The 22727-nt window shown below is 62.9% G+C and carries 23 protein-coding genes; 7 read left to right on the forward strand and 16 right to left on the reverse strand.

Annotated features, from left to right (window positions below; all coding sequences use genetic code 11):
- Positions 1-3 precede the first annotated feature (3 nt).
- From AC4DF4_RS01345 to AC4DF4_RS01355, 3 genes are all read right to left on the reverse strand, one after another.
- Positions 4-276 (reverse strand): hypothetical protein, encoded by a 273-nt coding sequence (locus AC4DF4_RS01345; protein ID WP_490046310.1) that lies wholly within the window; start codon positions 274-276, stop codon positions 4-6.
- Positions 236-751: a hypothetical protein gene (locus AC4DF4_RS01350; protein ID WP_490046311.1), complete on the reverse strand. Its 516-nt coding sequence runs from the start codon at positions 749-751 to the stop codon at positions 236-238. The genes AC4DF4_RS01345 and AC4DF4_RS01350 overlap by 41 nt, the downstream gene beginning before the upstream one ends.
- A 260-nt stretch (positions 752-1011) precedes the next feature.
- Entirely contained in the window at positions 1012-1458 is a 447-nt protein-coding gene (locus AC4DF4_RS01355) for a hypothetical protein (RefSeq protein ID WP_490046312.1), read from the reverse strand.
- A gap of 118 nt (positions 1459-1576) precedes the next feature.
- Here AC4DF4_RS01355 and AC4DF4_RS01360 point away from each other — a divergent pair, with 118 nt between their 5' ends.
- A complete protein-coding gene (locus AC4DF4_RS01360) occupies positions 1577-3040 on the forward strand; it encodes a protein adenylyltransferase SelO (RefSeq protein WP_490046313.1) in 1464 nt (487 codons plus the stop codon).
- Between the two features lie 47 nt (positions 3041-3087).
- On the opposite strand, the gene AC4DF4_RS01365 is transcribed toward AC4DF4_RS01360, so the two are convergent.
- The 6 genes from AC4DF4_RS01365 to AC4DF4_RS01390 all read right to left on the reverse strand — a co-directional run bounded on the left by AC4DF4_RS01365 (position 3088) and on the right by AC4DF4_RS01390 (position 8472).
- Positions 3088-3336, reverse strand: a complete 249-nt coding sequence (locus tag AC4DF4_RS01365; RefSeq protein ID WP_490046314.1) for a hypothetical protein — start codon at positions 3334-3336, stop codon at positions 3088-3090.
- Between the two features lie 148 nt (positions 3337-3484).
- Complete coding sequence (locus AC4DF4_RS01370) at positions 3485-4051, reverse strand: hypothetical protein (protein ID WP_490046315.1); 567 nt, start codon at positions 4049-4051, stop codon at positions 3485-3487.
- Between the two features lie 72 nt (positions 4052-4123).
- The gene (gene rimO / locus AC4DF4_RS01375) at positions 4124-5524 is read right to left on the reverse strand and encodes a 30S ribosomal protein S12 methylthiotransferase RimO (protein WP_490046316.1); all 1401 of its coding nucleotides are present in this window, start codon (positions 5522-5524) and stop codon (positions 4124-4126) included.
- A 98-nt stretch (positions 5525-5622) separates the two neighbouring features.
- Positions 5623-6270, reverse strand: coding sequence for a hypothetical protein (locus tag AC4DF4_RS01380; protein ID WP_490046317.1), 648 nt, complete (start codon positions 6268-6270; stop codon positions 5623-5625).
- Positions 6271-6311: 41 nt separating this feature from the next.
- Complete coding sequence (locus AC4DF4_RS01385) at positions 6312-7544, reverse strand: hypothetical protein (RefSeq protein WP_490046318.1); 1233 nt, start codon at positions 7542-7544, stop codon at positions 6312-6314.
- A gap of 76 nt (positions 7545-7620) precedes the next feature.
- On the reverse strand, positions 7621-8472 hold the full coding sequence (locus AC4DF4_RS01390; RefSeq protein ID WP_490046319.1) for an SMP-30/gluconolactonase/LRE family protein: 852 nt from the start codon (positions 8470-8472) through the stop codon (positions 7621-7623).
- Between the two features lie 84 nt (positions 8473-8556).
- Between AC4DF4_RS01390 and AC4DF4_RS01395 the strand changes: the two genes are divergently transcribed.
- Positions 8557-9582: a CPBP family intramembrane glutamic endopeptidase gene (locus AC4DF4_RS01395; RefSeq protein ID WP_490046320.1), complete on the forward strand. Its 1026-nt coding sequence runs from the start codon at positions 8557-8559 to the stop codon at positions 9580-9582.
- Complete coding sequence (locus tag AC4DF4_RS01400) at positions 9560-10324, forward strand: ComF family protein (protein ID WP_490046321.1); 765 nt, start codon at positions 9560-9562, stop codon at positions 10322-10324. Before AC4DF4_RS01395 ends, AC4DF4_RS01400 begins: the two co-directional genes overlap by 23 nt.
- Here AC4DF4_RS01400 and AC4DF4_RS01405 read toward each other — a convergent pair.
- Positions 10321-11301: a CPBP family intramembrane glutamic endopeptidase gene (locus AC4DF4_RS01405; RefSeq protein ID WP_490046322.1), complete on the reverse strand. Its 981-nt coding sequence runs from the start codon at positions 11299-11301 to the stop codon at positions 10321-10323. The genes AC4DF4_RS01400 and AC4DF4_RS01405 overlap by 4 nt on opposite strands.
- 104 nt (positions 11302-11405) lie before the next feature.
- Positions 11406-11897, reverse strand: a complete 492-nt coding sequence (locus AC4DF4_RS01410) for a redoxin domain-containing protein (RefSeq protein WP_490046323.1) — start codon at positions 11895-11897, stop codon at positions 11406-11408.
- A gap of 55 nt (positions 11898-11952) precedes the next feature.
- Between AC4DF4_RS01410 and AC4DF4_RS01415 the strand changes: the two genes are divergently transcribed.
- Positions 11953-13215 carry a valine--pyruvate transaminase gene (locus AC4DF4_RS01415; protein ID WP_490046324.1) on the forward strand — a complete coding sequence of 421 codons (1263 nt, stop codon included), beginning with the start codon at positions 11953-11955 and terminating at the stop codon, positions 13213-13215.
- A gap of 113 nt (positions 13216-13328) precedes the next feature.
- Here AC4DF4_RS01415 and proB read toward each other — a convergent pair whose 3' ends face one another.
- From proB to AC4DF4_RS01430, 3 genes are all read right to left on the reverse strand, one after another.
- Positions 13329-14120 (reverse strand): glutamate 5-kinase, encoded by a 792-nt coding sequence (gene proB / locus AC4DF4_RS01420; RefSeq protein WP_490046325.1) that lies wholly within the window; start codon positions 14118-14120, stop codon positions 13329-13331.
- Between the two features lie 75 nt (positions 14121-14195).
- Positions 14196-14819: an FAD-dependent oxidoreductase gene (locus tag AC4DF4_RS01425; protein WP_490046332.1), complete on the reverse strand. Its 624-nt coding sequence runs from the start codon at positions 14817-14819 to the stop codon at positions 14196-14198.
- A gap of 5 nt (positions 14820-14824) precedes the next feature.
- Positions 14825-15610: an NAD(P)-binding protein gene (locus tag AC4DF4_RS01430; protein WP_490046326.1), complete on the reverse strand. Its 786-nt coding sequence runs from the start codon at positions 15608-15610 to the stop codon at positions 14825-14827.
- Between the two features lie 88 nt (positions 15611-15698).
- Between AC4DF4_RS01430 and ahbA the strand changes: the two genes are divergently transcribed.
- Positions 15699-16739, forward strand: coding sequence for a siroheme decarboxylase subunit alpha (gene ahbA, locus AC4DF4_RS01435; RefSeq protein ID WP_490046327.1), 1041 nt, complete (start codon positions 15699-15701; stop codon positions 16737-16739).
- Positions 16740-16795: 56 nt separating this feature from the next.
- On the opposite strand, the gene carB is transcribed toward ahbA, so the two are convergent.
- Together carB and AC4DF4_RS01445 are read right to left on the reverse strand one after the other, a co-directional pair.
- Positions 16796-19990 (reverse strand): carbamoyl-phosphate synthase large subunit, encoded by a 3195-nt coding sequence (carB, locus tag AC4DF4_RS01440; RefSeq protein WP_490046328.1) that lies wholly within the window; start codon positions 19988-19990, stop codon positions 16796-16798.
- 164 nt (positions 19991-20154) lie between these two features.
- Complete coding sequence (locus AC4DF4_RS01445; protein WP_490046329.1) at positions 20155-20502, reverse strand: thioredoxin family protein; 348 nt, start codon at positions 20500-20502, stop codon at positions 20155-20157.
- 179 nt (positions 20503-20681) lie between these two features.
- On the opposite strand from AC4DF4_RS01445, the gene AC4DF4_RS01450 reads away from it, so the two are divergent.
- Positions 20682-21926, forward strand: coding sequence for a 3-keto-disaccharide hydrolase (locus AC4DF4_RS01450; protein ID WP_490046330.1), 1245 nt, complete (start codon positions 20682-20684; stop codon positions 21924-21926).
- Positions 21927-21941: 15 nt separating this feature from the next.
- Positions 21942-22727, forward strand: a 786-nt coding sequence (locus tag AC4DF4_RS01455) for a bifunctional folylpolyglutamate synthase/dihydrofolate synthase (protein ID WP_490046331.1), incomplete at its 3' end; no start/stop codon positions are given.

The raw sequence follows: 22727 nt of genomic DNA on the forward strand, positions 1-22727 counted from the left end.
AGGTCAATAAGGAGCCACGACACTCTTGTCGTGATTGCCGATGAGTTTGCGGAGGATGGCGACTTGGTCGGGCAGCGTAGCGGCGATCACCGGTCGCCGCGAGTCGTCTTCACCGGAGCGATCCAGTCGCGGCGACCGGTGATCGCCACTACAGTCCTCCCAGCCATACGCTTCCAACACGGCTTCATCCAGCTCGTCGTGGATCTCACGGATGCGCTGCTTGAGCGGGGATTCTTCAAAGTATTTGGAGTCGCAGTAGGTCGCCGACTTCGACAATCACCACATCCACCGGGATCGGCACACCTTGGCTAAGGATGAAATTGTCGCAGGTCGCGTCAAATATCCCGATCCGCTTCGCATCGTTGTAAAATGACGAATCCGATTCGGAGCCGATGAAAAACCTCGGCACCAAAATGAATCCGCGTTTGCGTAGCTCGCTGATGATGTCGCGTTTTTCCGGATACGGGCCTTCGATGAATGGATGCGAGATGACAACCTGAACGCCTTCATCGGTTTCCGATACGCCCTGGAGTATCGCGTTGTCGCCAAGCAGACGGTTCGCGTTTTGCCAGCGTTCGAGATATTCGAGCGGTGTGGCCTCGGCGAGATGTGGAACTCCGTCTTCTCCCGGAAGGACGGTCCAGCCGAAACGATCCGGACGCGTGACTTTCCAAACCTCGCCATCCAGTTCCCAGATGTCATGCTCTGAGCCGCCGATCGCTGCCTTTCCCTCCCACAGGGAAGGACTCACGATCAGCCCGCTTTTTTCAGCCCACCGGACGAGCGCGCTCGCTGGATGGTTGCGGCTTTTCGGCGTAATCCAAACGGTTCCTCTCCAGTTGTGCGCGCATTTCCGCGGACGAACGCGATGGCTGATTCGAGCGGATTTTCCGGTATTCCTCGGACATTTGATCCAGCGGATCCGGTTGGGTGGTGGGGATTTTGTTCATTGGACAACGGCGGGAATTTGCCACTTGGGGAGGATGATTGCAAGGGAGGAGTGAAGCGTGATTACAACTGCCCCAGACCTTTGAGCGTCTCCAGAATCCCCTCGATCTGCTCGGTGCGTTTCTTGTTTTTGCGGCCGAAGTGGGCGGAGATGGATTCGGGGTCAGGAGTTGCGACATTCTTGTCGTAAGCAGCGATGAGCTTGCGGAGGATGGCGACTTGGTCTGGGAGGCGGTCGGGCCAGGGGGGAGGAAGAGGAGTTGATTGACGATTGAAGTTTGTTGATTTTGGATTTTTGAATGATCGGAAGTTTCCGTGCCGGCGAGGTCGGCTTGCCTCCGGCGGGCTTGGCGACCGGTGATCGCCACTACAGTCCTCCCAGCCATACGCTTCCAACACGGCTTCATCCAGCTCGTCGTGGATCTGGCGGAGGACGGTGACGAGGCCTTGGTCGTGGATTTGCTTTTCCTTGGCGGTGAGCGGCTCGCCGCTGCGGAGCTTTTCGAGCACGTTGTAAAATGCCGGTGAGCGTGAGGCCGGGATGCAGCTCCTTAGAGGGATTTGGAGGTTTGGGAAATTCTCTCCAATCCCCGCCTCGACGGATCGTGAAAATCGGGGAAGTTCGGGCATGTCCGAATCCCACCCGCCTCCTGTCCCCGCGTCCGCTGCCACCGATGCCGGTTGGCGCTTGGAGAATTCCTATGGCTCGCTGCCCAAGGTCTTTCATTTCGCCATCGCGCCGGTGCCGGTGCGCGCGCCGCGGCTGGTCGTGCTGAACCGCCCGTTGGCGGAGTCGCTCGGTCTGGCGGCCGACTCGCTAGACGAGGCCGTCTTCGCCGGAAACGCACTGCCGCCGGGCGCTTCGCCGCTGGCCCAGGCCTATGCCGGCCACCAATACGGCGGCTTCACCACGCTTGGCGACGGGCGGGCGATTCTGCTAGGCGAGCAGATCACCCCAAGCGGTGAGCGCTTCGACATCCAGCTCAAGGGCTCCGGGCGCACGCCGTTTTCCCGCGGCGGCGATGGCCGGGCCGCGCTCGGACCGATGCTGCGCGAATACATCATCAGCGAGGCCATGCACGCGCTCGGCATCCCTACCACCCGCAGCCTCGCCGTGGCGGCGACCGGTGAGGAGGTCATGCGCCAGGACGGACCACTCCCCGGCGCGGTGCTCACGCGGGTGGCCGCCAGCCACATCCGCGTCGGTACCTTCGAATGGGCCGCCGCCGCGGGTGACCGGGCGGACATGGAGGTGCTCGTCGCCTACACGCTCCAGCGCCATTTCCCCGAGCTCGCCGCGGCGGAAAATCCCGCGCTCGGCCTGCTAGAGGCGGTGATCGGGCGTCAGGCAGCGTTGATCGCGCGGTGGATGGGCGTCGGTTTCATCCACGGCGTCATGAACACCGACAACGTGGCGCTCTCCGGCGAGACCATCGACTACGGCCCCTGCGCCTTCATGGACGCCTACGATCCGGCCACCGTCTTCAGCTCCATCGACCGCCAAGGCCGTTACGCCTACGGCAACCAGCCGGCCATCGCGCAGTGGAATCTAGCCCGTCTGGCAGAAGCCCTGCTGCCGCTGATTCACCCGGAGGAAACCCGCGCCATCGAGCTGGCGACCGCGGCAGTCGAGAATTTCACCGTCCGCTATCAGGCCTGTTGGCTCGCGGAAATGAGGCGGAAAATCGGCATCTTCAACGAGGAGGCGGGCGACACCGCCCTCGTCCATTCCCTGCTCGAATGGATGCACCGCGCCAAGGCGGATTTCACCAACACCTTCGCCGCGCTCGCCCGGCCCGCGCCCGATGAAATTTTCCGCCAGTGGCAGGAAACCTGGCAGGCCCGCCTCGCCCGCCAACCGCAATCCCCAGGGGAATCCGCCGCACTCCGCAACGCCCACAATCCCGCCTTCATCCCGCGCAACCACCTCGTCGAAGCCGCGCTCGCCGCCGGCCAATCAGGCGACACGGGCCCGATGGAGCGCCTCCTGGAAATTCTAGCAACACCCTACGACCACGCCCGCGATGTCCCGGAATACCGCTCGCCCGATCCTGCTGGCGGTGCTGGCTACAAGACGTTCTGCGGGACGTGAGCGGGCGCACGATGCGACTTCGTTCATTCGCGGATGGAATGAGCTAGCTACGGATCGCTCATTCCCCAAGGCGAGGTTGTAAACTGCCCGCAACCCAGGAGTTTCTCGAATCGCAAACACGGGCGGTACAAGGTCTGCAAGCTCGTATTTGTGGAAAGATAGGAGGGTGTGATGAACCAGTTGGCACCGAGTGTCGTGCAGTCCCGGCGAATCACGGCATATCCCGCGAGGTAGGAAATGGCGAGAATGGCACAAGCCACGAGGACGACTGGGTGGGTCTTTCGGTCCGGATTCATGACGGTTAGAGCGGTGCGGAATCCCGCGGGAAACGTGTGGTTTTCATGACATCCGAAGGAAACCTCCGGATCCGGGCTTCCGACAAGAACCATCGGGCCGTTTACGCTGAATTTACAGAAGCGCTCTGCGCCACCCGTCTGTGATTCATCAAGGCACTCCGGGAGGAACAGTTATCCTCATCGGCCAATTTTCCCAGCCCCCGTCAGTGAGCGCCAGGCTCCCGCGTATGCGACCTCCTCCAGGAGGGCCGGCATCCCCGAAAATACTCCAGTCTTCGCGGTGTCTCACCCACTGGCAGAATCCGAAATAGACCACGCCTTTTTTCAATCGATTTCCATAGCCGTAGTGAAAACCTTGGAAGTAGCTGCGTGGCGGTCGATGGAAATGGAATCCTTTCGGATCCACCTCGACCGGTGTGCCATCCGCCTCAACCACGGTGATCCGGAAGCGAAGGTCCGTCCAAACCACAAACGGGAGAACGACCGTCGCTGCAATGCCCCATGACATCCGGTGACTCCCAACCACCTTTGGCAGATCAGTGCGAGCGCCTGCACGACGGACAAGATCGCGATAAGCACCGTCAATACCACGATGCTGAATGGTGAAACCCCAATGATGGAGATCAGCCTGATCGTCCCGATGCCGAAGATCAGCAAACAGATCATACTCCACAGGGGTGGCTTGGGGTAACGGCGAAAGCTCCAAGCGATCCATACCGAGAACGATAGACTCGCAACGCACGGCACCAAGCCGATAACAAGTCCTATGGGATTCATGGGACTTGTTTCACCTCGCCGCCACGAGATCGTAACCGCGCCAGTCGCCGATGGTGATGTCGGCGAACTCGCCGACGGGGATGCTTTCATCCACCATCACCGAGCCGTCGATTTCCGGGGCGTCCCACTGGGTGCGGGCGACGCCGGGCTGCTCGACTAACACGCGGTCGGCCTTGCCGACCTGCGCCTGGTTGGTCTCGCCGGCGATTTTCTGGAGCGCGGCCATGGCGCGGGACCAGCGGCTCTTGCGGGTGGCGTGATGGAGTTGGCCGTCCATCTTGTAGGCGCGGGTGCCTTCTTCCTTGGAGTATTGGAAAACGCCGGCGCGCTCGAAACGGAACTCCTCGATGAACTCCAACAGCTCTTGGAAATCCTCTTCCGTCTCGCCCGGGAAGCCGACGATGAAGGTGGTGCGGATGCCGAGTCCGGGGATGCCGGCGCGCATGCGGCGGAGCAGGTCGCGGATGTAGTCGCCGCTGGTCACGCGCTTCATGGCGGCGAGCATTCTATCGGAAATGTGCTGGAGCGGGATATCGACGTATTTCGCCACCTTGTCGCACTCGGCGATGGTGGTGATGAGCTCGTCCGACCAATGCGCGGGGTGGGTGTAGAGCAGGCGGACCCAGAAGTCGCCTTCGATCTTGTTGATCTCGCGGAGCAGGGTGGAGAGCGATTCGCCTCGGCTGGAATCGACGGGCGAGCTCGGTGTCGGGCGCTTGCCTTCCCACTGGTCCATGCCGAAGTAGGTGGTGTCCTGGGAGATGAGGTTGATTTCCTTCACGCCGGATGCAACGAGCGCCTGGACCTCTCTAACGACGGAGTCCTGCGTCCGCGAGCGGTGCTTGCCGCGGATGGTCGGGATGATGCAGAAGGTGCAGGTGTGGTTGCAGCCCTCGGCGATCTTGACGTAGGCGAAATGGTCGGGCGTCAGGCGGATGCGCGGCGTCGAGTAGTCCGGGACGTATTGCGGCTTGAGGGTGACGAAATCGCGCGGGTCCTCGGTGGCGGACGGGCCTTCGGTTTTCTGGACTTCGGAGTCGTTCTTCTTCCCTAGCAGGTTCTCGATGATCGGAGCCACCTTGGTGATCTGGTCGAGGCCGATGAAGGCGTCCACCTCCGGCATGATGCCGGGAAGGTCCTTGGCGAAACGCTGTGAAAGACAGCCGGCGACGATGATTTTCTGGCGCTCGCGGTCGGGGTCCTCCGAGCGGTCCTTCACGGCGCCGAAGATGGCGTCGATGGATTCCTGCTTGGCCATGTCGATGAACGAGCAGGTGTTGATGATGAGGACGTCCGCGAGCTCGGGGTCGGGAGTTAGGGACATGCCGGCTTGGGCGAGGTGGCCGATCATGACTTCCGAGTCGATGAGGTTCTTGGCGCAGCCGAGTGAGATGAGACCAACTGTTGTCATAAATTCTGAAATGCTGAAAAACTGAAATGCTGAGATAAGAGAAAGAGGCGAGCGAAGCAATTTCAGCTTCTCAGCATTTCAGCATCTCAGCTTTTACCTTAATACTGCGGCGGCAGGATGAGTTCGTCGCCGACCTGGGGCTTGACCGGGCCGAAGCCGGGCAGCGGGTTGGCGATGGCGCCCTCGGGGGTGATGTCGGAAACCTTGAGTTGGCCGAGGATGCCGGTCTTGCGGCGGATGGCGACGATGACGCCGGTTTGGATCTGCTCGGGCATCAACACCTCGAAGGTGACGAAGCCGCCGTATTGCGCGTCCTCGACGTATTCCTTGATGCGGCCGACGAGCAGGGCGTCGCTAATCATGCGGGCGCGGCGGAGCTCGCTGTCCTTGCCCTCGAGGCCGCGCTGGGCGAGCAGGCCTTCTTCATCCTGGGCGACTTTTTTGTCGCGGGCTTCGGCTTCCTTGCGGAGTTCCATTTCCTCGAGCGCGCGCTTGTTTTGCGCGAGCTGGAGCTTCATCGCCTCGAGTTCGGAGTTGGCGGGCGTCTGGACGGATTCGCTGCGGAGTTGTTGCAAGTCCCGCTGCATCTTGAGGTTGTCTTGCTCGGCGCGGAGTTCCTTCACTTGTTTTTGCAGGCGAGCGATTTCATCCGGCGGGGTGTTCTTCACCCCCTGATTCATGCCTTGCCAGGAGACGGCGAGCGCACCGAGCAGCAGCGCGATGGTCGCGCCAAGAAGAAGTTTCATCGTGTCCATGGGCGGGACGTTGGACGGGCGGGAAGCGGATGTCAACGCGGGGCGAGCGCGCCGGGATTCTTGCGCAGCCAAGCTTCGGCGGCAGCCGGGTCGTCCTTCTGCCAAGCGTCGAGAGTGCGGCGGTACATTTGATCGCGTTGGTTCTGGTCGCCGATCCGGGCGATCGCCGCGACGGCGGTGGCGGGGTCGTTGCCGAAGGAGTGCCAGACGAAATTCCGCACCAAGCGGTCGTTGACGTCGTTGGGATAGCGGTCCATCAGGGAGAACGCCTCCTTCGGGTTTTGCGCGGCGGCGCTGGTGATCATGCCGCGGAGGGCGTTGCTGCGGGCCTCACCGGCGGGAAGGGTGTTGAAGGAATTCCATGCGGCTTGTTCGTCTTTTTTCGACCACGCGCTGTAAATATCATCGATGCGACGCTCGGAGGCTTCGCCGGGATTGGCGAGGAGCCAGGAAACGGTGCCGGCCGGATCGGTGGCGGCGAGCTTTTCCGCAGCGCGCATCATGGCACCGTTGCGGAGGGAATCATCCGTGATGGCGGCGATCCAGGCGCGGGTGGCTTCGGTTCCTTGCTGGAGGAGATGCGGTAAAATGAAATCGAGTGCGTTGCCGCGCTCCACACTTTTGGGCATGGCGGCGAGGAGCACTGTGGCCCGGGCGGGATCGGATTCGGCGATGCCGCGGATGATTCCCGGCATATAGGGATTGGCTTCGTCACCTTGGTGATTCGCTTGCGCCCAGCGGATGGCGGCTTCCGGATCGGTCGAAGCCCATGAGGTGAGAATGGTGCCTGAGGCGAACCCGCCACGGGTGTTTTCCTTGGCATAAGCCAAGGCGGACAAGGGATCGGCCTGCGCCCATGCCGTCAGCAGCAGCGAATATTCGCCCATCCGCTCGTCGGTGAGGCCGAGACTGCGGAAATGGGCGACGGCTGCTTCGAAATCGCCGGGTCCGAGCTGGTCGATGTAAGCCAGCAAGGCGCGATTCCGGTCCAGCGGATTTTCCCCGCGCATGAGCGACTCTAGGCGCGCCAAGCGGTCTTGGGGCGCTGATTTCGCGTCACGCTCCGGGCGGGTGCTGCGTGAGGAACTGGTGGTTTCCGTTCCATTTCCTGAGGAATTCCGCGCTGCCGAGCGGGTTGACCGGGTTTCCGCCGGGCCATCTTGTGATTTCTCGGAGGAGGCCGGAGACGAGACGCGACCCGCCATGAAACCTCCAACTCCGATGAGAACGAGGGCGGCCAAGGCGGTGAGAGGTGTGAGTTTCATGAAATTTGAGCGACGGACATTCTTACATCACGATAACGATCCATGCTCCCGGTTTTTTCCAAAAACCGCCGGAGCCTCAACCCGCGAAGGCGTTCGCGGGCAGTCCATGGACCCCCAGCCCGCGGATCACGAACAAGCGCCCGGCGTGCTCCTCGACCACCGATTTGTGGACGCCGGTGGTCACGTAAAGATCCGCCAAATCCGGCCCGCCGAACGCGCAGGCGGTGGTTTCCAGGCACGGCAGCTCGACGCGCCGCAGCTCCGCGCCGGACTCCGGATCGAAGCAAACGACGCACGCGCCGTGGCAAAACGCGATCCATAAATTTCCGTCTGAATCGATGGCCATTCCGTCCGGCGAGGAGTCGAGATGCGCGGTGGAAACCACGCCGCGCAGGTTCCGCAGGTGGCCGTTCTCGTAGTCGAAGGCGAGCACCTCCCGGCGCGGCGTATCGATGTAAAAAACCGTTTTCCCGTCCGCCGACCAGGCGATGCCGTTGGAATTCGTGACCGGGCCGAAGGCTTCGTGGAGCGTGAGATCCGGGTCGAGCCGGTAGAGCCGGGCGTCGCCGGCTTTCTTCACCAGGCTGATGGTTCCGGCGAAAAACCGGCCGTCGGGCGAGCACTTGCCGTCGTTGAAACGGTTGTCCGGCTTGTCCGGTTCCGGGTCGGCGATCGGGGTGAGCAGGCCGCTTTCCTCATCGAGAAAAAACATCCCGTGATCGCCCGCGATGACCAGTCCGCCGCTCTCGCGAGGGACCACGGTGCCCACGCGTTGGCCGACGTCCCAGGATTTCCCGCTGCCGTCCGCCGGGTCGAAGCGATGGACGCGGTGGCCCTCGATATCGACAAAATAGAGCGCGTCATGCCACCAGACCGGGCCTTCGCCCCACTGGCTGCGGATGTTTCCGATCGGTTCGATGCTGACCATGACGGAACCTTAAAAGCCGGGGGAAACGCGCGCCATCGTAAAATCACCGATCCAAGGCTTTCATTTTATCTAACCCCTGACAAGATGTCACCCATGCGCAGCGAGGCTTCCAGCGATGTCTTCAAAGTTTGGCTCTACGCCGCGGCCGTGGTGCTGCTAGGCGCGTGGACCGCCCCGCTGCTTTACAACGCCGGCAAGGCCATCGCGGAAATCTGCGCCACCAAACAAACCAACGGCCCGCTGGAGTGGCTGGCGGGGATCTGCCAGAGGACGGGTTTTCCGGGGTTTTTCGAGGCAAGCCTGGCGGTTTTCGCGGTGGTTTTGTTCCTGCCGTTCATGCGATGGCTGCGCGGCGGACAGGCGGGGGCAGGCGGAAATCCGTGGTCGTTCCGCTTGCCGGAAAACGCCAGGGCGCGCACCGCCGGACAACGGCTGGCGAGCAATCCGCGCGGGACGCGGCAAGGGGTGACCGGGTTTTTGCTCGTCACCGCGCTGTTTCTCATGATCGCCGGGGTAATGGTTCTGGCAGGAGTTTTCGAGTGGAAAAGTCCGGGGGAAAGCGTGCCGAAGCTCGTGCTGCGGGCGTTCGCGGCCGCGCTCGGGCTGGCGGTCTTGCAGGAAATCCTGTTCCGCGGAATCGCGATGGGGATCTTCCTGCGGGCGATGCGGCCCGCGGCCGCGCTCGGCATGTCGGCGGTGCTTTTCGCGCTCGTCCATTTCCTCAATCCGCCGCCGGGCTTGCACGTGGCCGACCCGGACGCGGCGGGCGTTGGCTTCGAGTTGTTGCGGAAAATCGCCGGGCAGTTTTCCGAGCCGCGCGTCGTGCTGGGGACCTTCACCCCGCTGCTCGCGCTCGGCGGCGTGCTCGCCTACGCCCGCTGGCGGACCGCCTCGCTGTGCCTGCCCATCGGGCTTCATGCCGGCTGGATTTTCACGAACATGATCCTCGGCGGTGTGACCATGGCGGCGAGTCGCCCGGACTCGATCCTGTGGGTGATCTCAGGCGCGTCCCCCACGCAAGGCCTGGTTCCGCTCGCCGGCATCCTCATCGCCGGAGTCCTCTCCAGCTATCTGACAACGCCCGCCGATGACACCGACACCCCGGCTTGAAATCCGCGGCTGGCGGAAACTCGCGTCCCGCGCGCTGGACCTGCTCTATCCGCCGCTCTGCGCGGTGTGCCGGGAAAACCTATCTGAAGGGCGGGCCTTGTGCGATGCCTGCGACGCCGACTTGCCGCAACTCGTCGAGCCGTTTTGCAAAACCTGCGGCGAGCCGTTTCCGGGGGAAATCGAAGGCCCCTTCGCCTGCCCGAACTGCAGCAAACTGAAGTTCGCCTTCGAGTTCGCGCGGCCGGCGATGGTGCGCGACGAGCGCGTGCTGGAGATCATCCACCGCCTGAAATACGGCCGGGAACTCCATCTGGCCAAGGACCTCGGGCGTCTCGCCGCCGGGGCGTTCGCGGATCCCCGGCTGGCTCCGGCGCTCGCGGGAAACTGGCCGTTAGTGCCCGTGCCGCTGCATCGCAAGCGCCTGCAACACCGCCATTTCAACCAGGCCGAGGAAATCTCCCGGGTGCTATCCGCGCATACCGGCTTGCCCGTCATCGGCGCCCTGCGGCGGATCCGCGCCACCGAGCACCAGACCGCGCTCACCCGCTCGCAGCGACTGGAAAACCTCCGCGGGGCCTTCGTCATCACCGCCGCCGGACGCCGCCGGAGCGAGCAATCCCCGGCGGGCGCGGTGCTCGTCGATGACGTGCTCACCACCGGCTCGACTGTGGACGAATGCGCGAAAATCCTCCGCCGCGCGGGGTTTCAAAAAGTCTGCGCCGTCACCGTGATGCGGGGCTAACCTAGCGTCCGCGTCGTTTCAAAGCGCTTCAAGACAAAGTGGCAAATCACCGCGGTCAGCCCGAGCGCGAGCAGCGGCACAACCCCGGAACGCAGCGAGTCGCCCACGCCCCACGGCCGCAGCGGATGCGTGGGCACGGATTTATAAATCATGTTGAACGACTTGAACGCGAGGATCCAACCGGCGTGGAGACCGATTGAAAACCACAGCGCCCCGGTCCGCACGCGGGCAATCGCAAGTATCATCCCGATGACGAACAAGGTGGCGAAATCCGTGATGAAAAACCGCGGATCGGTGAAATGAAGCAGGATTTTCCCCAACAGCTCGAAGCCCGCCAGCGGCGCTCCGGGTGCGGCGATGACCGCCTCGGACGGCGGCCGCAGGAAGTGGACGAAGGCGAAAAAAAGCGAGGTGCCGAGACAGGCGGCGAGCGGTTTGGCGAATTTCAGCCAGAGACCTAGCAGGAGCCCGCGGAACAGCCATTCCTCCAACAGCGAAGCCCCGATCGCCGCGGGTAAAATCCCGCCCGCCAGCTTTCCAATGCCAGGCACTTTGTTCTCCGGGACGTATGCTCCCAACGTCTCCAGAACCGCGCCCGTCGCCCACAAGATGCCGCCCGCGATGACGCATCCCGCGGCGATCTGGATCACCATGGATTGCCAGGAAACCCGCCGCGCAGCCACTCCGCCCGCGCCTGTGCCGACCCGGATCCGGATCCGGCGGATCCTGCGAAATAAAAACGGCAGCAACGCCAGCCCGGAAATCACCAGCGCGCGGCTGAAATACCGGTCGAAATCCGCCCGGCGGCATGACTTTCCCAACCACTCGGCGAGCGCGTTCAAATCGCTAGCAGCGGAAACTCCCCCGAACCACTTTCCCACTTGGTAGAGCCACGGCGAAATCACCGCGGCCAGCAGGATCGCGGAGACGACCCACAGCACCGCCGCGCCGGCCTCGGATTGGAAAAAGCGTTTCAAGTGCGTTAATCTGGAAGGTTTCCATGCCGCTTGTCCAGAGGAGCATGAAAAAGCCGCCGGGAAAATCTCCCGGCGGCTTTTTTGAAATGAGATACGCGGGTTTCTCAGAGCGCGCGCAAGGTCGCCTTGATCGCATCGAAGTTTGGCATGTCGCCGGGATTTTCGAGCACCTCGGCGTATTGGACCACGCCGGATTTATCCACCACGAAGGCCGAACGCTTCGGCACGCCGCCCATGATCAGGTTCTTCGCGGGCAGGAATTGCTCGTAAGCCACGCCGTAAGCCCCGGTCACCTTGTGCTCGTAGTCGCTGAGCAGCGAGATCGTGATGCCTTCCTTTTGCGCCCAGGCTTCCTGTGCGAACGGATTGTCGCCGGAAATCCCGAGCACCTTTGCGTCGAGCGCGTCATACTCGGAAATCCCTTGGGAAATGCTGCAAAACTCCGCCGTGCAGCCGCCGGTGAAGGCCATCGGCACGAACAGCAGGACGATGTTGGATTTGCCGACAAGCTCGCTCAACGTGACCAGCTCCGGGCCGTTGGCGGTTTTGCTGACGAGGGTGAAATCTGGGGCTTGGTCGCCGACTTTGATGGACATGGTGGTTTGTTGGTTGTTTGAAGTTCGCCGGCATCCTAGAACGTGGCATCCGGATATGTCATACCAATTCTCACAATTTGGGCAACACCTCGGCTGCGGCAGCGGAATCGGCGAGCTGATGGACGACCTCGGCCACGCCCTCGCCAGCGGCGGCCCGGACCTGAAAATGCTCGGCGGCGGCCAACCCGCCCGCATTCCCGAGATCAACGCCGTCTGGCGGCGGCGGCTCCACGAACTGATGGAGGAAATGGGCGGCCTCGAGCGCGCGCTCACCACCTACGACCCGCCCGGCGGAAACCCGCATTTCATCCAAGCCATCGCCACGCTCTTCCGTGAGACCTTCGGCTGGGAGCTCGGCCCGGAAAACGTCGGCGTCACCAGCGGCGGCCAGACCGCCTTTTATTTTCTCTTCAACCTGCTCGCCGGACCGATGCCCGACGGCAGTCGCCGCAAAATTTTGCTCCCGCTCGTCCCGGAATACATCGGCTACGCGAACCAGGGTGCCAGCGGCGACTTGTTCCGCGCCGTCACCCCGCTGATTGAAAAAACCGGCCCGCACGAGTTCAAATACCGCGTCGATTTCGACCAGCTCGAAGTCACCCCCGACATCGCCGCGATCTGCGCCTCCCGCCCCACCAATCCCACCGGCAACGTCCTCACCGACGAGGAAATCGCCCGCCTCTCCGCCATCGCCAAGCAACACAACATCCCGCTCATCATCGACAACGCCTACGGCGCGCCCTTCCCCGGCATCATCTTCGCCGACGCCACGCCGTTCTGGGAGCCGCACGTGATTTTGACGCTCAGTCTCTCGAAACTCGGCCTGCCCGGCACCCGCACCGGCATCGTCATCGGCCCGCCGGAAATCATCCGCGCGCTCGGCTCGATGAGCGCCATCGCCGGCCTGTCGAATCCTAACATCGGCCAGCAAATCACCCTGCCGCTGATCAAATCCGGCGAGATCCTGCGCCTCAGCCGCGAGGTCGTCCGCCCGTTCTACCAGGAAAAATGCCGGCTCGCCCGCCAGGCCGCGATGGACGCGTTCGGCGACGACATCGACTGGTTCATGCACCGCAGCGAGGGCGCGCTGTTCCTCTGGTTCTGGTTCCCCGGCCTGCCGATCACCTCGCAGGAACTCTACGAACGCCTGAAAAAACGCGAGGTCCTCGTCATCCCCGGCCAGCATTTCTTCTTCGGCCACGAGGACGAAAACTGGCCGCACCGCCACGAATGCATCCGCGTGTCCTACGCGATGGACGAAACCGTCGTGAGAGACGGGCTAAAAATCATCGCCGAGGAAGTGCGCCGCCTGAAATAATGTGTCCCGACGGTCTCAGTCGGGAGCGAAGCCTCCGGATCCGGCTGAGACAGCCGGAATGCTTTCCGCATCAGGCCTGATGGGCGTGGAAATCAAGTTCATCGGCGGCGGATTCAATCCACCCGCTCTGGATTTGACGGGCCAGCGGCCGCGTGAAACCGGGTCGAAATCCCCTGCCCCGCCACGATTTCCGCCAGCCGCTCCGGGTGGCGACCGTGGGCGATGTGGGTCTCGATGCCCGCGGCCACGGCGAATTTCACCGCGGCGAGTTTCGACGCCATGCCGCCCATCGAGAAGCGGCCCTTGTCCTCGCGGACGTGGCGGAAAACATTGTCGATGTCGGTCACCTCGGGAATGAGCTCGTTGGTTTCCGGATCGAGCAGACCATCGACGCTGGTGAGTAGGATGATGCGCTTGGCTCCGGCGAGTTTCGCGACGCGGACGGAGAGCATGTCGTTGTCGCCGAATTTCAATTCCTCGACCGCGACCGAGTCGTTCTCGTTGATGATCGGCAAAATGCCCGGCTCGGATAGAAGTCGCTCGAGCGTGTCCGAGACGTAACCCGCGCGCTCCGGCGTGCCGAGGTCGCCCGCGGTGAGCAGCACTTGGGCGATGGTGATTTCGAAGTTTGCAAACAAGCTGCTGTAAGTCTGCATCAGCCTTGCCTGGCCGACCGCGGCGCAGGCCTGGCGGGTGGCGGTGTCCTGCGGATACTCGCTCAGGCCCAGTGCGGAAACGCCCGATCCGACCGCGCCCGACGAGACGAAAAGGCAGCGGTGGCCGGCGTTCACCAGTGCGGCGATGGCCGAAACGAGGTGCACAAGCGCGGCGCGGTCGAGCGTGCCGTCGTTCGCTTTCGTGAGGACACCGGTGCCGGCCTTGATGAGTGTGAGATCGGGAATCATGGGGAAATTTCGCCGTGAGGCGATGCCCGACATAGCCGCATTCATGCGCCCGCGCCAGTGCAAGCTCGCGAAAAATCAGCCCAGATAGCGATGGATTCCGGCCGCGGCCTTGCGACCATCGCGCACGGCATGCACGACCAAGCTCGGACCGCGCACCACATCGCCGCCGGCAAACACCCCCGGAATGTTGGTCCGCTGCTCGGCGTCCACCTTCGTCGCGCCCCAGTCGTTCACCTCGATTTGTGATAGATCGCTCTCCGCCGGGAACGGCACCGGATCGAAACCGTAGGCGATCATCACCAGGTCCGCCGGCAACGTGAATTCCGATCCGGGCACCGCGCGCGGTTTGCGGCGGCCCGAGGCATCCGGCTCGCCCAATTCCATGCGCATGCAATAGACGGCCGTCACCTCCCCGTTGGCGTTGCCTTCGAGCGAGATCGGGTTTGTCAGGAACATGAACCGGGCGCCCTCCTCCAAGGCGTTCGCGTATTCCTTCTTCGAACCGGGCATGTTAGCCAGGTCACGGCGATACGCGCAAACCGTGTCCGCCGCGCCACAGCGAACCGCCGTGCGCAGGCAGTCCATCGCCGAATCCCCGCCGCCCAGCACGACCACGCGCTTGCCTTTCACCTCGACGGGCGGCAGCCCCAGCGCGATGGGCGCGTTCTTCTGCGCGAGAAACGGCAGCCCTTGGATCACGCCCTTCAAGCCGCGCCCGCCACGTCCAGCGGCTTGGCCTGCAACGCGCCGATCCCAAGATAGACCGCCGAAAAATCCGCCTGGAGCTGCGTCAGCGTGACGTCTTTGCCCACCGTCACGCCCACTTTGAACTCCACGCCCTGCTGGCGCAAAATGTTCACCCGCCGCTCCACCACCTCCTTTTCCAGCTTGAACGCCGGAATGCCGAACAACAGCAGCCCGCCTGGCAACATCTGGCTTTCAAACACCGTCACCGCATATCCAAGTTGCGAGAGCTCGTCCGCACAAGCCATCCCGCCCGGCCCCGAGCCGACCACCGCCACGCGCTTCCCGTTAGGAGGCAGGCAGGCGACGCGGCCCTCGCCATGAGCCAGCGCGTATTCGTTGATGAATTTTTCGATCGCCCCGATGCAGACCGGCTCCTCCGGAGCGTGGATGACGCAGGCCCCCTCGCACAATCGCTCCTGCGGGCAAATGCGCGGGCAGATTTCCGGCATGTTGCTCGTTAGCCGCGAAATCCCGGCCGCCTCCAGATACCGGCCCTCCGCCGCGAGGCCGACCCATTCCGGAATGTGATTGTGCAACGGACACCCCGCGACGCACGCGGGCGCGGCGCACTGGACGCACCGTGCGGCCTGCTCGCGGATCGTCGCCTCATCGAAGAGCGAATAAATCTCGTGGAAATCAGTAATCCGTTCATCCGCAACGCGTTTGGGCTGTTCGGCGCGATCCACTTCGCGCCACGCATACCTTGCCTGGCCCGTGTGGTTGGGGTCGCGGCTTATGGACATGCGTGCCGTATAAGGTTTCCCGCCAGGTTGCGCAATCACTGAAATCGGAGTGGATGTTCATTCGCTCGGGAATTAAGGTCCGCCCGGAATGAACGCCACCACTGATTCAACCGATGCCGCCTTGTTGGGAGTTTTGCAGGAAACCGTGCCGTTTACCGCGCGGCCCTTCGCCGATCTCGGGAAACGCTGCGGTTTGTCAGAGGACGAGGTTCTGATACGGGTGAAAGCGCTCAAGGAAGCAAAAGTCATCCGCCAGATCAGCGCGATTTTCGACACGCGCAGCCTCGGCTACGCCTCCAGTCTGGTGGCCGCGAAGATCGCGCCGGAGAAGCTCGATGCCGCCGTCGCCGTGATCAACTCCCACCCCGGAGTCAGCCACAACTACCTGCGAAACCACGAGTTCAACCTCTGGTACACCATCGCCGTGCCGCCCACCAGCACGCTCGGCCTGGAAAAAACCGTGGACCTCCTCCACCGCCTATCAGGTGCGGAAAGCACCCGCCTGCTGCCCACACTCCGGCTTTTCAAAATCGGCGTGCGCTTCGACGTCGAGGGCGGCGCGAAACCCGGCGACCAATCCTCGCCCGCCTACACCGAGGCGAACCGCCGGGAAGCCGGGTCGCTCACCGCGAAGGAAATCGAATTCGTCCGCGTGATGCAGCGCGACCTTCCGATCACTCCCGAGCCATTCGTCGCGGTGGCGGACGAACTCGGAATTTCCTTCGAAGAAGCCGCGGCGATGCACCAGCGATTTCTAACCACCGGCCGGATGCGCCGCTTCGCCGCCGTGCTCCACCACCGCAAAGCCGGCTTCGGCGCCAACGCCATGGGCGTCTGGGCCGGCCCGCAGGATGATCCCGAAGCGCTCCGCAAACTCGGCGAAACCATGGCCGGCTTCAGCGCCGTGAGCCATTGCTATCAGCGTCCGAGCTATCCGGAGTGGCCCTACAACCTCTTCACCATGGTCCACGGCAAGAGCGAGGAGGAATGCGAGCAAACCCTACAAGCCATCGCCGAAGCCACCGGCATCAGCGACCGCCACGCGCTCTACTCGACCCGGGAATTCAAGAAAGTCCGCGTGAAATATTTCACCGACGAGGAGATGCGGTGGGAGGAAATGAACGCATAATCGTGGCGGCGATCACCGGTCGCCGCTTCATCCCCGCCGCACTCTTGCGCCGGCGTTCAAGCGTGATATTCCTGAATGCTCTTCACCGTGAAATCCTTGTCCTTCAGCGAGCGCATCGCCTTCACGGAGGCTTCGGCGGCGGAGAGGTTGGTTGCGTGGGAAATCTTTTGTGCGATCGCGGTGGAGCGGATCTGGACTTCGTCGGCGCGGGCTTCGTGGCCGGACGGGGTGTTGATGACGAAGTGGATCTCGCGGTTCTTCATCATGTCGATGACGTTCGGGCGGGCCTGCTCCGCGAGCTTGAAAAGGCGGGTGCTCGGGATGCCTTCGGCGATGAGGCGGGCGTGGGTGCCGCCGGTGCTGAAGATTTTGAAACCTAACTCCACGAGGTCGCGGGCGACTTGCACGGCGCGGTTCTTGTCGAGATCGGCGACGGAGAGGAAGACGTTGCCCTCGGTGGGCAGCGGGTTGAAGGCGCTGATCTGCGACTTCGCGTAGGCCATGCCCCAGTCGGCGTCGATGCCCATGACCTCGCCGGTGGACTTCATTTCCGGGCCGAGCACGATGTCGATGCCGGGGAAACGGTTCCACGGGAAGACGGCTTCCTTCACCGAGAAATGCGGCGGAACGATGGTCTGGGTGTAGCCGAGATCTGCTAGTTTCTCGCCGACCATGACTTTCGCCGCCAGCTTGGCGAGGGAAACGCCGGTGGCCTTGCTCACAAACGGCACGGTCCGGGAGGCGCGCGGATTGACCTCGATGACGTAGAGTTGCTCGTCCTTCACGGCGAACTGGATGTTCATCAGGCCGCGGACCTTGAGCTCGCGGGCGAGCTCGATGGCGGCGCGGGTGATTTCCGCCTTGATCGATTCTGATAGCGAGAACGACGGGATCACGCAGGCGGAGTCGCCGGAGTGGATGCCGGCCTGCTCGATGTGCTCCATGATCGCGCCGACCACGGAGGTTTCTCCATCGGAAATGCAGTCGACGTCCACTTCGGTGGCGTTGTCGAGGAAACGGTCGACGAGCACGGGGCGCTCGGGCGAGGCGATGACGGCTTCGCGCATGTAGCGGGTGAGCTCCGTGTCGCAGTAAACGATCATCATGCCGCGGCCGCCGAGCACGAAGGACGGGCGGACGAGCACCGGGTAGCCGATGCGGTTGGCGATGACGATGGCTTCAGCCTCGTTAGTGGCGGTGCCGGCTTCGGCTTGCTTGAGGTTGAGCTTGTCGAGCAGGGCGGAGAAGAACTTCCGGTCTTCCGCCTGTTCGATGGATTTCGGCGAGGTGCCGATGATCGGGACGCCGTGGCGCTCGAGGTCGGCGGCAAGGTTGAGCGGGGTTTGGCCGCCGAACTGGACGATGACGCCGAAGGGTTTTTCCTGGTCGCAGATGTTGAGCACGTCCTCTAACGTGAGCGGCTCGAAGAAGAGCTTGTCCGAGGTGTCGTAGTCGGTCGAGACGGTCTCGGGGTTCGAGTTGACCATGATGGTCTCGTAGCCGAGCTCCTTGAGAGCGAAGGCGGCGTGGACGCAGCAGTAGTCGAACTCGATGCCCTGGCCGATCCGGTTAGGACCGCCGCCGAGGATGATGATTTTCTTTTTGTCCGACTGGCGGGCTTCGTTCTCGTCGCCGTAGGAGGAGTAGAAATACGGCGTGTAAGCCTCGAACTCGGCGGCGCAGGTATCGACGAGGCGGTAGCCGGGGACGATGCCTTTCGCTTTGCGCTCGGCGCGGACCTCGTCTTCGGTGGTGCCCTTGGCCATGGCGATCTGGCGGTCGGAGAAACCGAGTTTTTTCGCGCGCTTCAGGTCGAGTTCGGCGAGCTGCATGCCTTCCTCGGCGATCTGTTGGAGGTGGCGGAGGAACCACGGGTCGATGGCGGTGGCGTCGAAGATTTCCTCCAGCGTCCAGCCGTTGACGAAGGCGGTTTGCAGCCAGAAAATGCGCTCGGCATTGGGGATCTGCAGTTTGCGGGCGATTTCGTCGCGGGTCGGGTTTTGCGGGTCCTTCTTGTCGAAGCCGAAGCCCCAACGGCCGGTCTCGAGCGAGCGCAGGCATTTCTGCATGGACTCCTTGAACGTGCGGCCGATCGACATCGCCTCGCCGACGGATTTCATCGAGGTGGTGAGAACCGGGTTCGCGGTCGGGAATTTCTCGAAGGTGAACCGCGGGATTTTGGTGACCACGTAGTCGATGGTCGGCTCGAACGAGGCGGGCGTGACGCGGGTGATGTCGTTGGGCAGTTCGTCGAGCGTGTAGCCGACGGCGAGTTTGGCGGCGATCTTGGCGATCGGGAAACCGGTGGCTTTCGAGGCGAGCGCGGAGCTGCGGGAAACCCGCGGGTTCATCTCGATGACGATCATCCGGCCGGTTTTCGGGCAGGTGGCGAACTGGATGTTCGAGCCGCCGGTCTCCACGCCGATCTCGCGGATGACGGCGAACGACGCGTCGCGCATGATCTGGTATTCGCGGTCGGTGAGCGTCTGGATCGGCGCGACGGTGATGGAATCGCCGGTGTGGACGCCGCAGGGGTCGAGGTTTTCGATGGAGCAAATGACCACGCAGTTGTCGGCGCAGTCACGCATGACTTCCATTTCGAACTCTTTCCAGCCGAGCAGGGATTCGTCGATGAGGACTTCGGAAACCGGCGAAAGATCGAGCCCGCGGTGGATGATTTCCTCAAACTCCTCGCGGTTGTAGGCGATGCCGCCGCCCTGGCCACCAAGCGTGAAGGCCGGGCGGATGATGAGCGGAAAGGTGCCGATTTCCTCGGCCACCTTCTTCGCTTCTTCCATCGTGTGGGCGATGCCGGAGCGCGGCATGTCGAGGCCGATCCGGATCATCGCCTCTTTGAAAAGCTGGCGGTCCTCGCCCATGTCGATGGCCTCGGCCTTGGCTCCGATCATGCGGACGCCGTGTTTGTCGAGCGTGCCGGACTTGAAGAGCGACATCGAGGTGTTGAGCGCCGTCTGGCCGCCAAGCGTCGGGAGCAGGGCGTCGGGCTTCTCACGGATGATGATTTTTTCCACCACCTCCGGCGTGATCGGTTCGATGTAAGTGCGGTGCGCGAATTCCGGATCGGTCATGATCGTCGCCGGGTTCGAGTTCACGAGGATGACTTCGTAGCCTTCTTCCTTCAGCGCCTTGCACGCCTGGACGCCGGAATAGTCGAATTCACAGCCTTGGCCGATGACGATGGGGCCGGAGCCGATGACGAGAATTTTCCGGATCGAGGTGTCTTTGGGCATGGTCGTGGGAAGGTGGGGAAATAACCGCCGGGCGGCTAAATTTCGAGGTGTGTGGCAGGGATCATCCGGCTTGTAAAGAGCGGGATGCGCGGAAGATGGAGGATCCCGGTCTCAGGTCAAATCCCCATGGGCCCCGGCGGCAAAACAAGACCGGGAGGCGATTCCTAACCTCCGACCGGCTTCATTCCAGGGACCGCGGGCCGCCAATCCTTGGTCATCCGCTTGAGGCCGCGGAGGATTTCGTCCACTTTCTGCTCCACTTGGGCTTGGCTCCAAAGGCCTTGGAATTCGAACACCTTTTCCTTGCCGGAGATGATGATCACATGCGGCGGCTTGGTCACTCCATGGGCTTTCGCGATCTCGGGATGAGCCTTGAAATCAACCCGGCTGATGATCACCAGCTTGCCGTATTTCTTCTGCACCTTGTTCAAAATATCGGCGAGCTGCTCGCTGGCCGGATCGCCGGGCAGATGGTGATGGATGATGGCGAGACGCCGGATCTTACCTAGCATTGGCATCCGGCGCGTCCCAGGCACCGCAGCTCCCGTCATCCCGCCCTATCCAGTGCGGGTCAGCTGCTCGCGCCTCTTTCAGATGAAATAGCTCTGCAGCGGAAATGCCCCGGCTGCGATTGATCCTTGGCATTCCCCGGTTCTGAAACAATCCTCGGCTTTCGAAACCTTTGACCCTCATGAAAACACTCACCCGAATCGCCCCCATCGCCGCCCTCGTTTGCAGTGCCGCCAGCTTCGCCGCGGAAGCTCCCGTCATGCGCCCTCTCTTCAACGGCAAGGACCTGAGCGGCTGGATCGGCGGCGGATACATCGTCGAGGACGGCGCAATCGTCTGCACTCCCGCGGGGAAAAACCTGATGACCGAGCAGACGTTTTCCAACTACGTCCTCGACTTCGATTTCAAGCTGCCACCCGGCGGCAACAACGGACTCGGCATTCACTATCCGGGAACCGGCGACGGCGCCTACACCGGGATGGAACTCCAGATCCTCGACAACACCGCCGAGAAATACAAGGACCTCAAGGAATACCAGTTCCACGGCTCGCTCTACACGCTGGCCCCGGCGAAAAAAACCGGACTCAAGCCCGTGGGCGAATGGAACCACGAGCGGGTAAGCGTGTTAGGCCCGGCCGTGACCGTCGAGCTCAACGGCGAAACCATCCTCAGCGTGAATCTCGACGAGCTGGCGGCCAGCCACCCGGATCACCAGGGCGTGAAGCGCCGCGCGGGCCACATCGCCTGGCTCGGCCATGGCGACCGCGTCGCGTTCCGCAACATCGAGATCGCAGAAGTCCCGCCAGCCGCTAACACCGAAGGCGTGATGGCCGCCGGGTTCACCCGGCTTTTCAACGGCAAGAACCTCGACGGCTGGAAGCACGGCAACAGCCCGGAATGGACCGTCGTCAACGGCATTCTCAAGCACAGCGGCCGCCGCGGCGAGCCCGCGGATCTCTGGACCGAAAAGGAATACGGCGACTGCACCCTCGTCTTCGATTGGCGCTGGAGCGGCCGCGGGCCGATGAAATCCCAGCCCACCGTGATGCCAGACGGTTCACATAACGGAAAGAGCGAGATCGAGGAGTTAGACAGCGGCATCTACCTACGCGGCAGCACCAAGAGCCAGGTGAATTTGTGGAACTGGACCGTCGGCTCCGGCGAGGTTTACGGCTACCGCACCGATCCAAAGATGTCCGCCGAGGTCAAAGCCGGCGTGACTCCCAAAACCAAAGCGGACCGCCCGCTCGGCGAGTGGAACCGCACGATGATCACTCTCAAGGGCGACCGCCTCAGCGTCTCGCTCAACGGCCGCGTGGTCATCGACAACGCGCAACTCCCCGGCGTCCCGGCCAAGGGTCCGATCGGTCTCCAGCACCACGGCTCCGCGATTGATTTCGCGAATTTCTGGATCAAGGAGCAGTGAATTGACCGCGTCACCATGCGCTACCGGGAAGCTATCGACTGGTTGTTTGCCACCCAGATGTTTGGATTCAAGCTGGGGCTCGAAGGGCCGCGCCAGTTGCTCAAGGAGTTCCTCGCCTATCCGGCGCACGGGGTGAAAGTCATCCACGTTGCCGGGACCAACGGCAAGGGCAGCACCTGCGCGATGATCGACAGTATCGCCCGCGCCTGCGGTCGGCGCTGCGGGCTTTTCACCTCGCCGCACCTCATCGACTACCGCGAGCGGATCAAGGTGAACGGCGAGGAAATCCCGGAAGACGCCTGCGCCGCGATGCTCACCGAGCTTCGCGCCTTGTGCGAACGGATGGAAACGCATCCGACGTTTTTTGAAATCACGCTGGCCTTGGCGATGCGTTGGTTCCGGCTCCGCGAGTGCGAGATCATCGTGCTCGAAACCGGCATGGGCGGACGGCTCGACGCGACCACCGCGGTGCCGGCGGATGTCTGCGTGATCACCCCGGTCGGCATGGATCACATGCAGCATCTGGGAAATTCCATCGAGGAAATCGCCGCGGAAAAGGCCGGGATTTTCGTGAGCGGGAAACCGGCGATTTCCGCCCCCCAGGCTGCCGCCGTGCGCCGGGTGCTGGAGGAGGAGGCGAATGAAAAGCGCTCCCCGCTGGAGTTCGTGGAGGAACCGCTGCTAGGCTATCCGATGGCGCTGGCGGGCGAGCACCAGGCATGGAACGCCGCGCTCGCGGTGGCCGCGCTGCATCGCCTGGGCATCCCTCTCAGCTCCGACAGCGTCGGCTACGGCCTCCGC

Source organism: Luteolibacter sp., assembly GCF_058122085.1.

Coding starts and splice junctions, on each gene's coding strand:
- AC4DF4_RS01390 (WP_490046319.1), bottom strand. CDS start 8,472: ATGGTCAGCATCGAACCGATCGGAAACATCCGCAGCCAGTGGGGCGAA.
- AC4DF4_RS01380 (WP_490046317.1), bottom strand. CDS start 6,270: ATGAAACTTCTTCTTGGCGCGACCATCGCGCTGCTGCTCGGTGCGCTC.
- AC4DF4_RS01450 (WP_490046330.1), top strand. CDS start 20,682: ATGAAAACACTCACCCGAATCGCCCCCATCGCCGCCCTCGTTTGCAGT.
- AC4DF4_RS01445 (WP_490046329.1), bottom strand. CDS start 20,502: ATGCTAGGTAAGATCCGGCGTCTCGCCATCATCCATCACCATCTGCCC.
- AC4DF4_RS01400 (WP_490046321.1), top strand. CDS start 9,560: ATGACACCGACACCCCGGCTTGAAATCCGCGGCTGGCGGAAACTCGCG.
- carB (WP_490046328.1), bottom strand. CDS start 19,990: ATGCCCAAAGACACCTCGATCCGGAAAATTCTCGTCATCGGCTCCGGC.
- AC4DF4_RS01360 (WP_490046313.1), top strand. CDS start 1,577: ATGTCCGAATCCCACCCGCCTCCTGTCCCCGCGTCCGCTGCCACCGAT.
- AC4DF4_RS01385 (WP_490046318.1), bottom strand. CDS start 7,544: ATGAAACTCACACCTCTCACCGCCTTGGCCGCCCTCGTTCTCATCGGA.
- AC4DF4_RS01365 (WP_490046314.1), bottom strand. CDS start 3,336: ATGAATCCGGACCGAAAGACCCACCCAGTCGTCCTCGTGGCTTGTGCC.
- AC4DF4_RS01370 (WP_490046315.1), bottom strand. CDS start 4,051: ATGGATCGCTTGGAGCTTTCGCCGTTACCCCAAGCCACCCCTGTGGAG.
- AC4DF4_RS01395 (WP_490046320.1), top strand. CDS start 8,557: ATGTCACCCATGCGCAGCGAGGCTTCCAGCGATGTCTTCAAAGTTTGG.
- AC4DF4_RS01415 (WP_490046324.1), top strand. CDS start 11,953: ATGTCATACCAATTCTCACAATTTGGGCAACACCTCGGCTGCGGCAGC.
- ahbA (WP_490046327.1), top strand. CDS start 15,699: ATGAACGCCACCACTGATTCAACCGATGCCGCCTTGTTGGGAGTTTTG.
- rimO (WP_490046316.1), bottom strand. CDS start 5,524: ATGACAACAGTTGGTCTCATCTCACTCGGCTGCGCCAAGAACCTCATC.
- proB (WP_490046325.1), bottom strand. CDS start 14,120: ATGATTCCCGATCTCACACTCATCAAGGCCGGCACCGGTGTCCTCACG.
- AC4DF4_RS01410 (WP_490046323.1), bottom strand. CDS start 11,897: ATGTCCATCAAAGTCGGCGACCAAGCCCCAGATTTCACCCTCGTCAGC.
- AC4DF4_RS01430 (WP_490046326.1), bottom strand. CDS start 15,610: ATGTCCATAAGCCGCGACCCCAACCACACGGGCCAGGCAAGGTATGCG.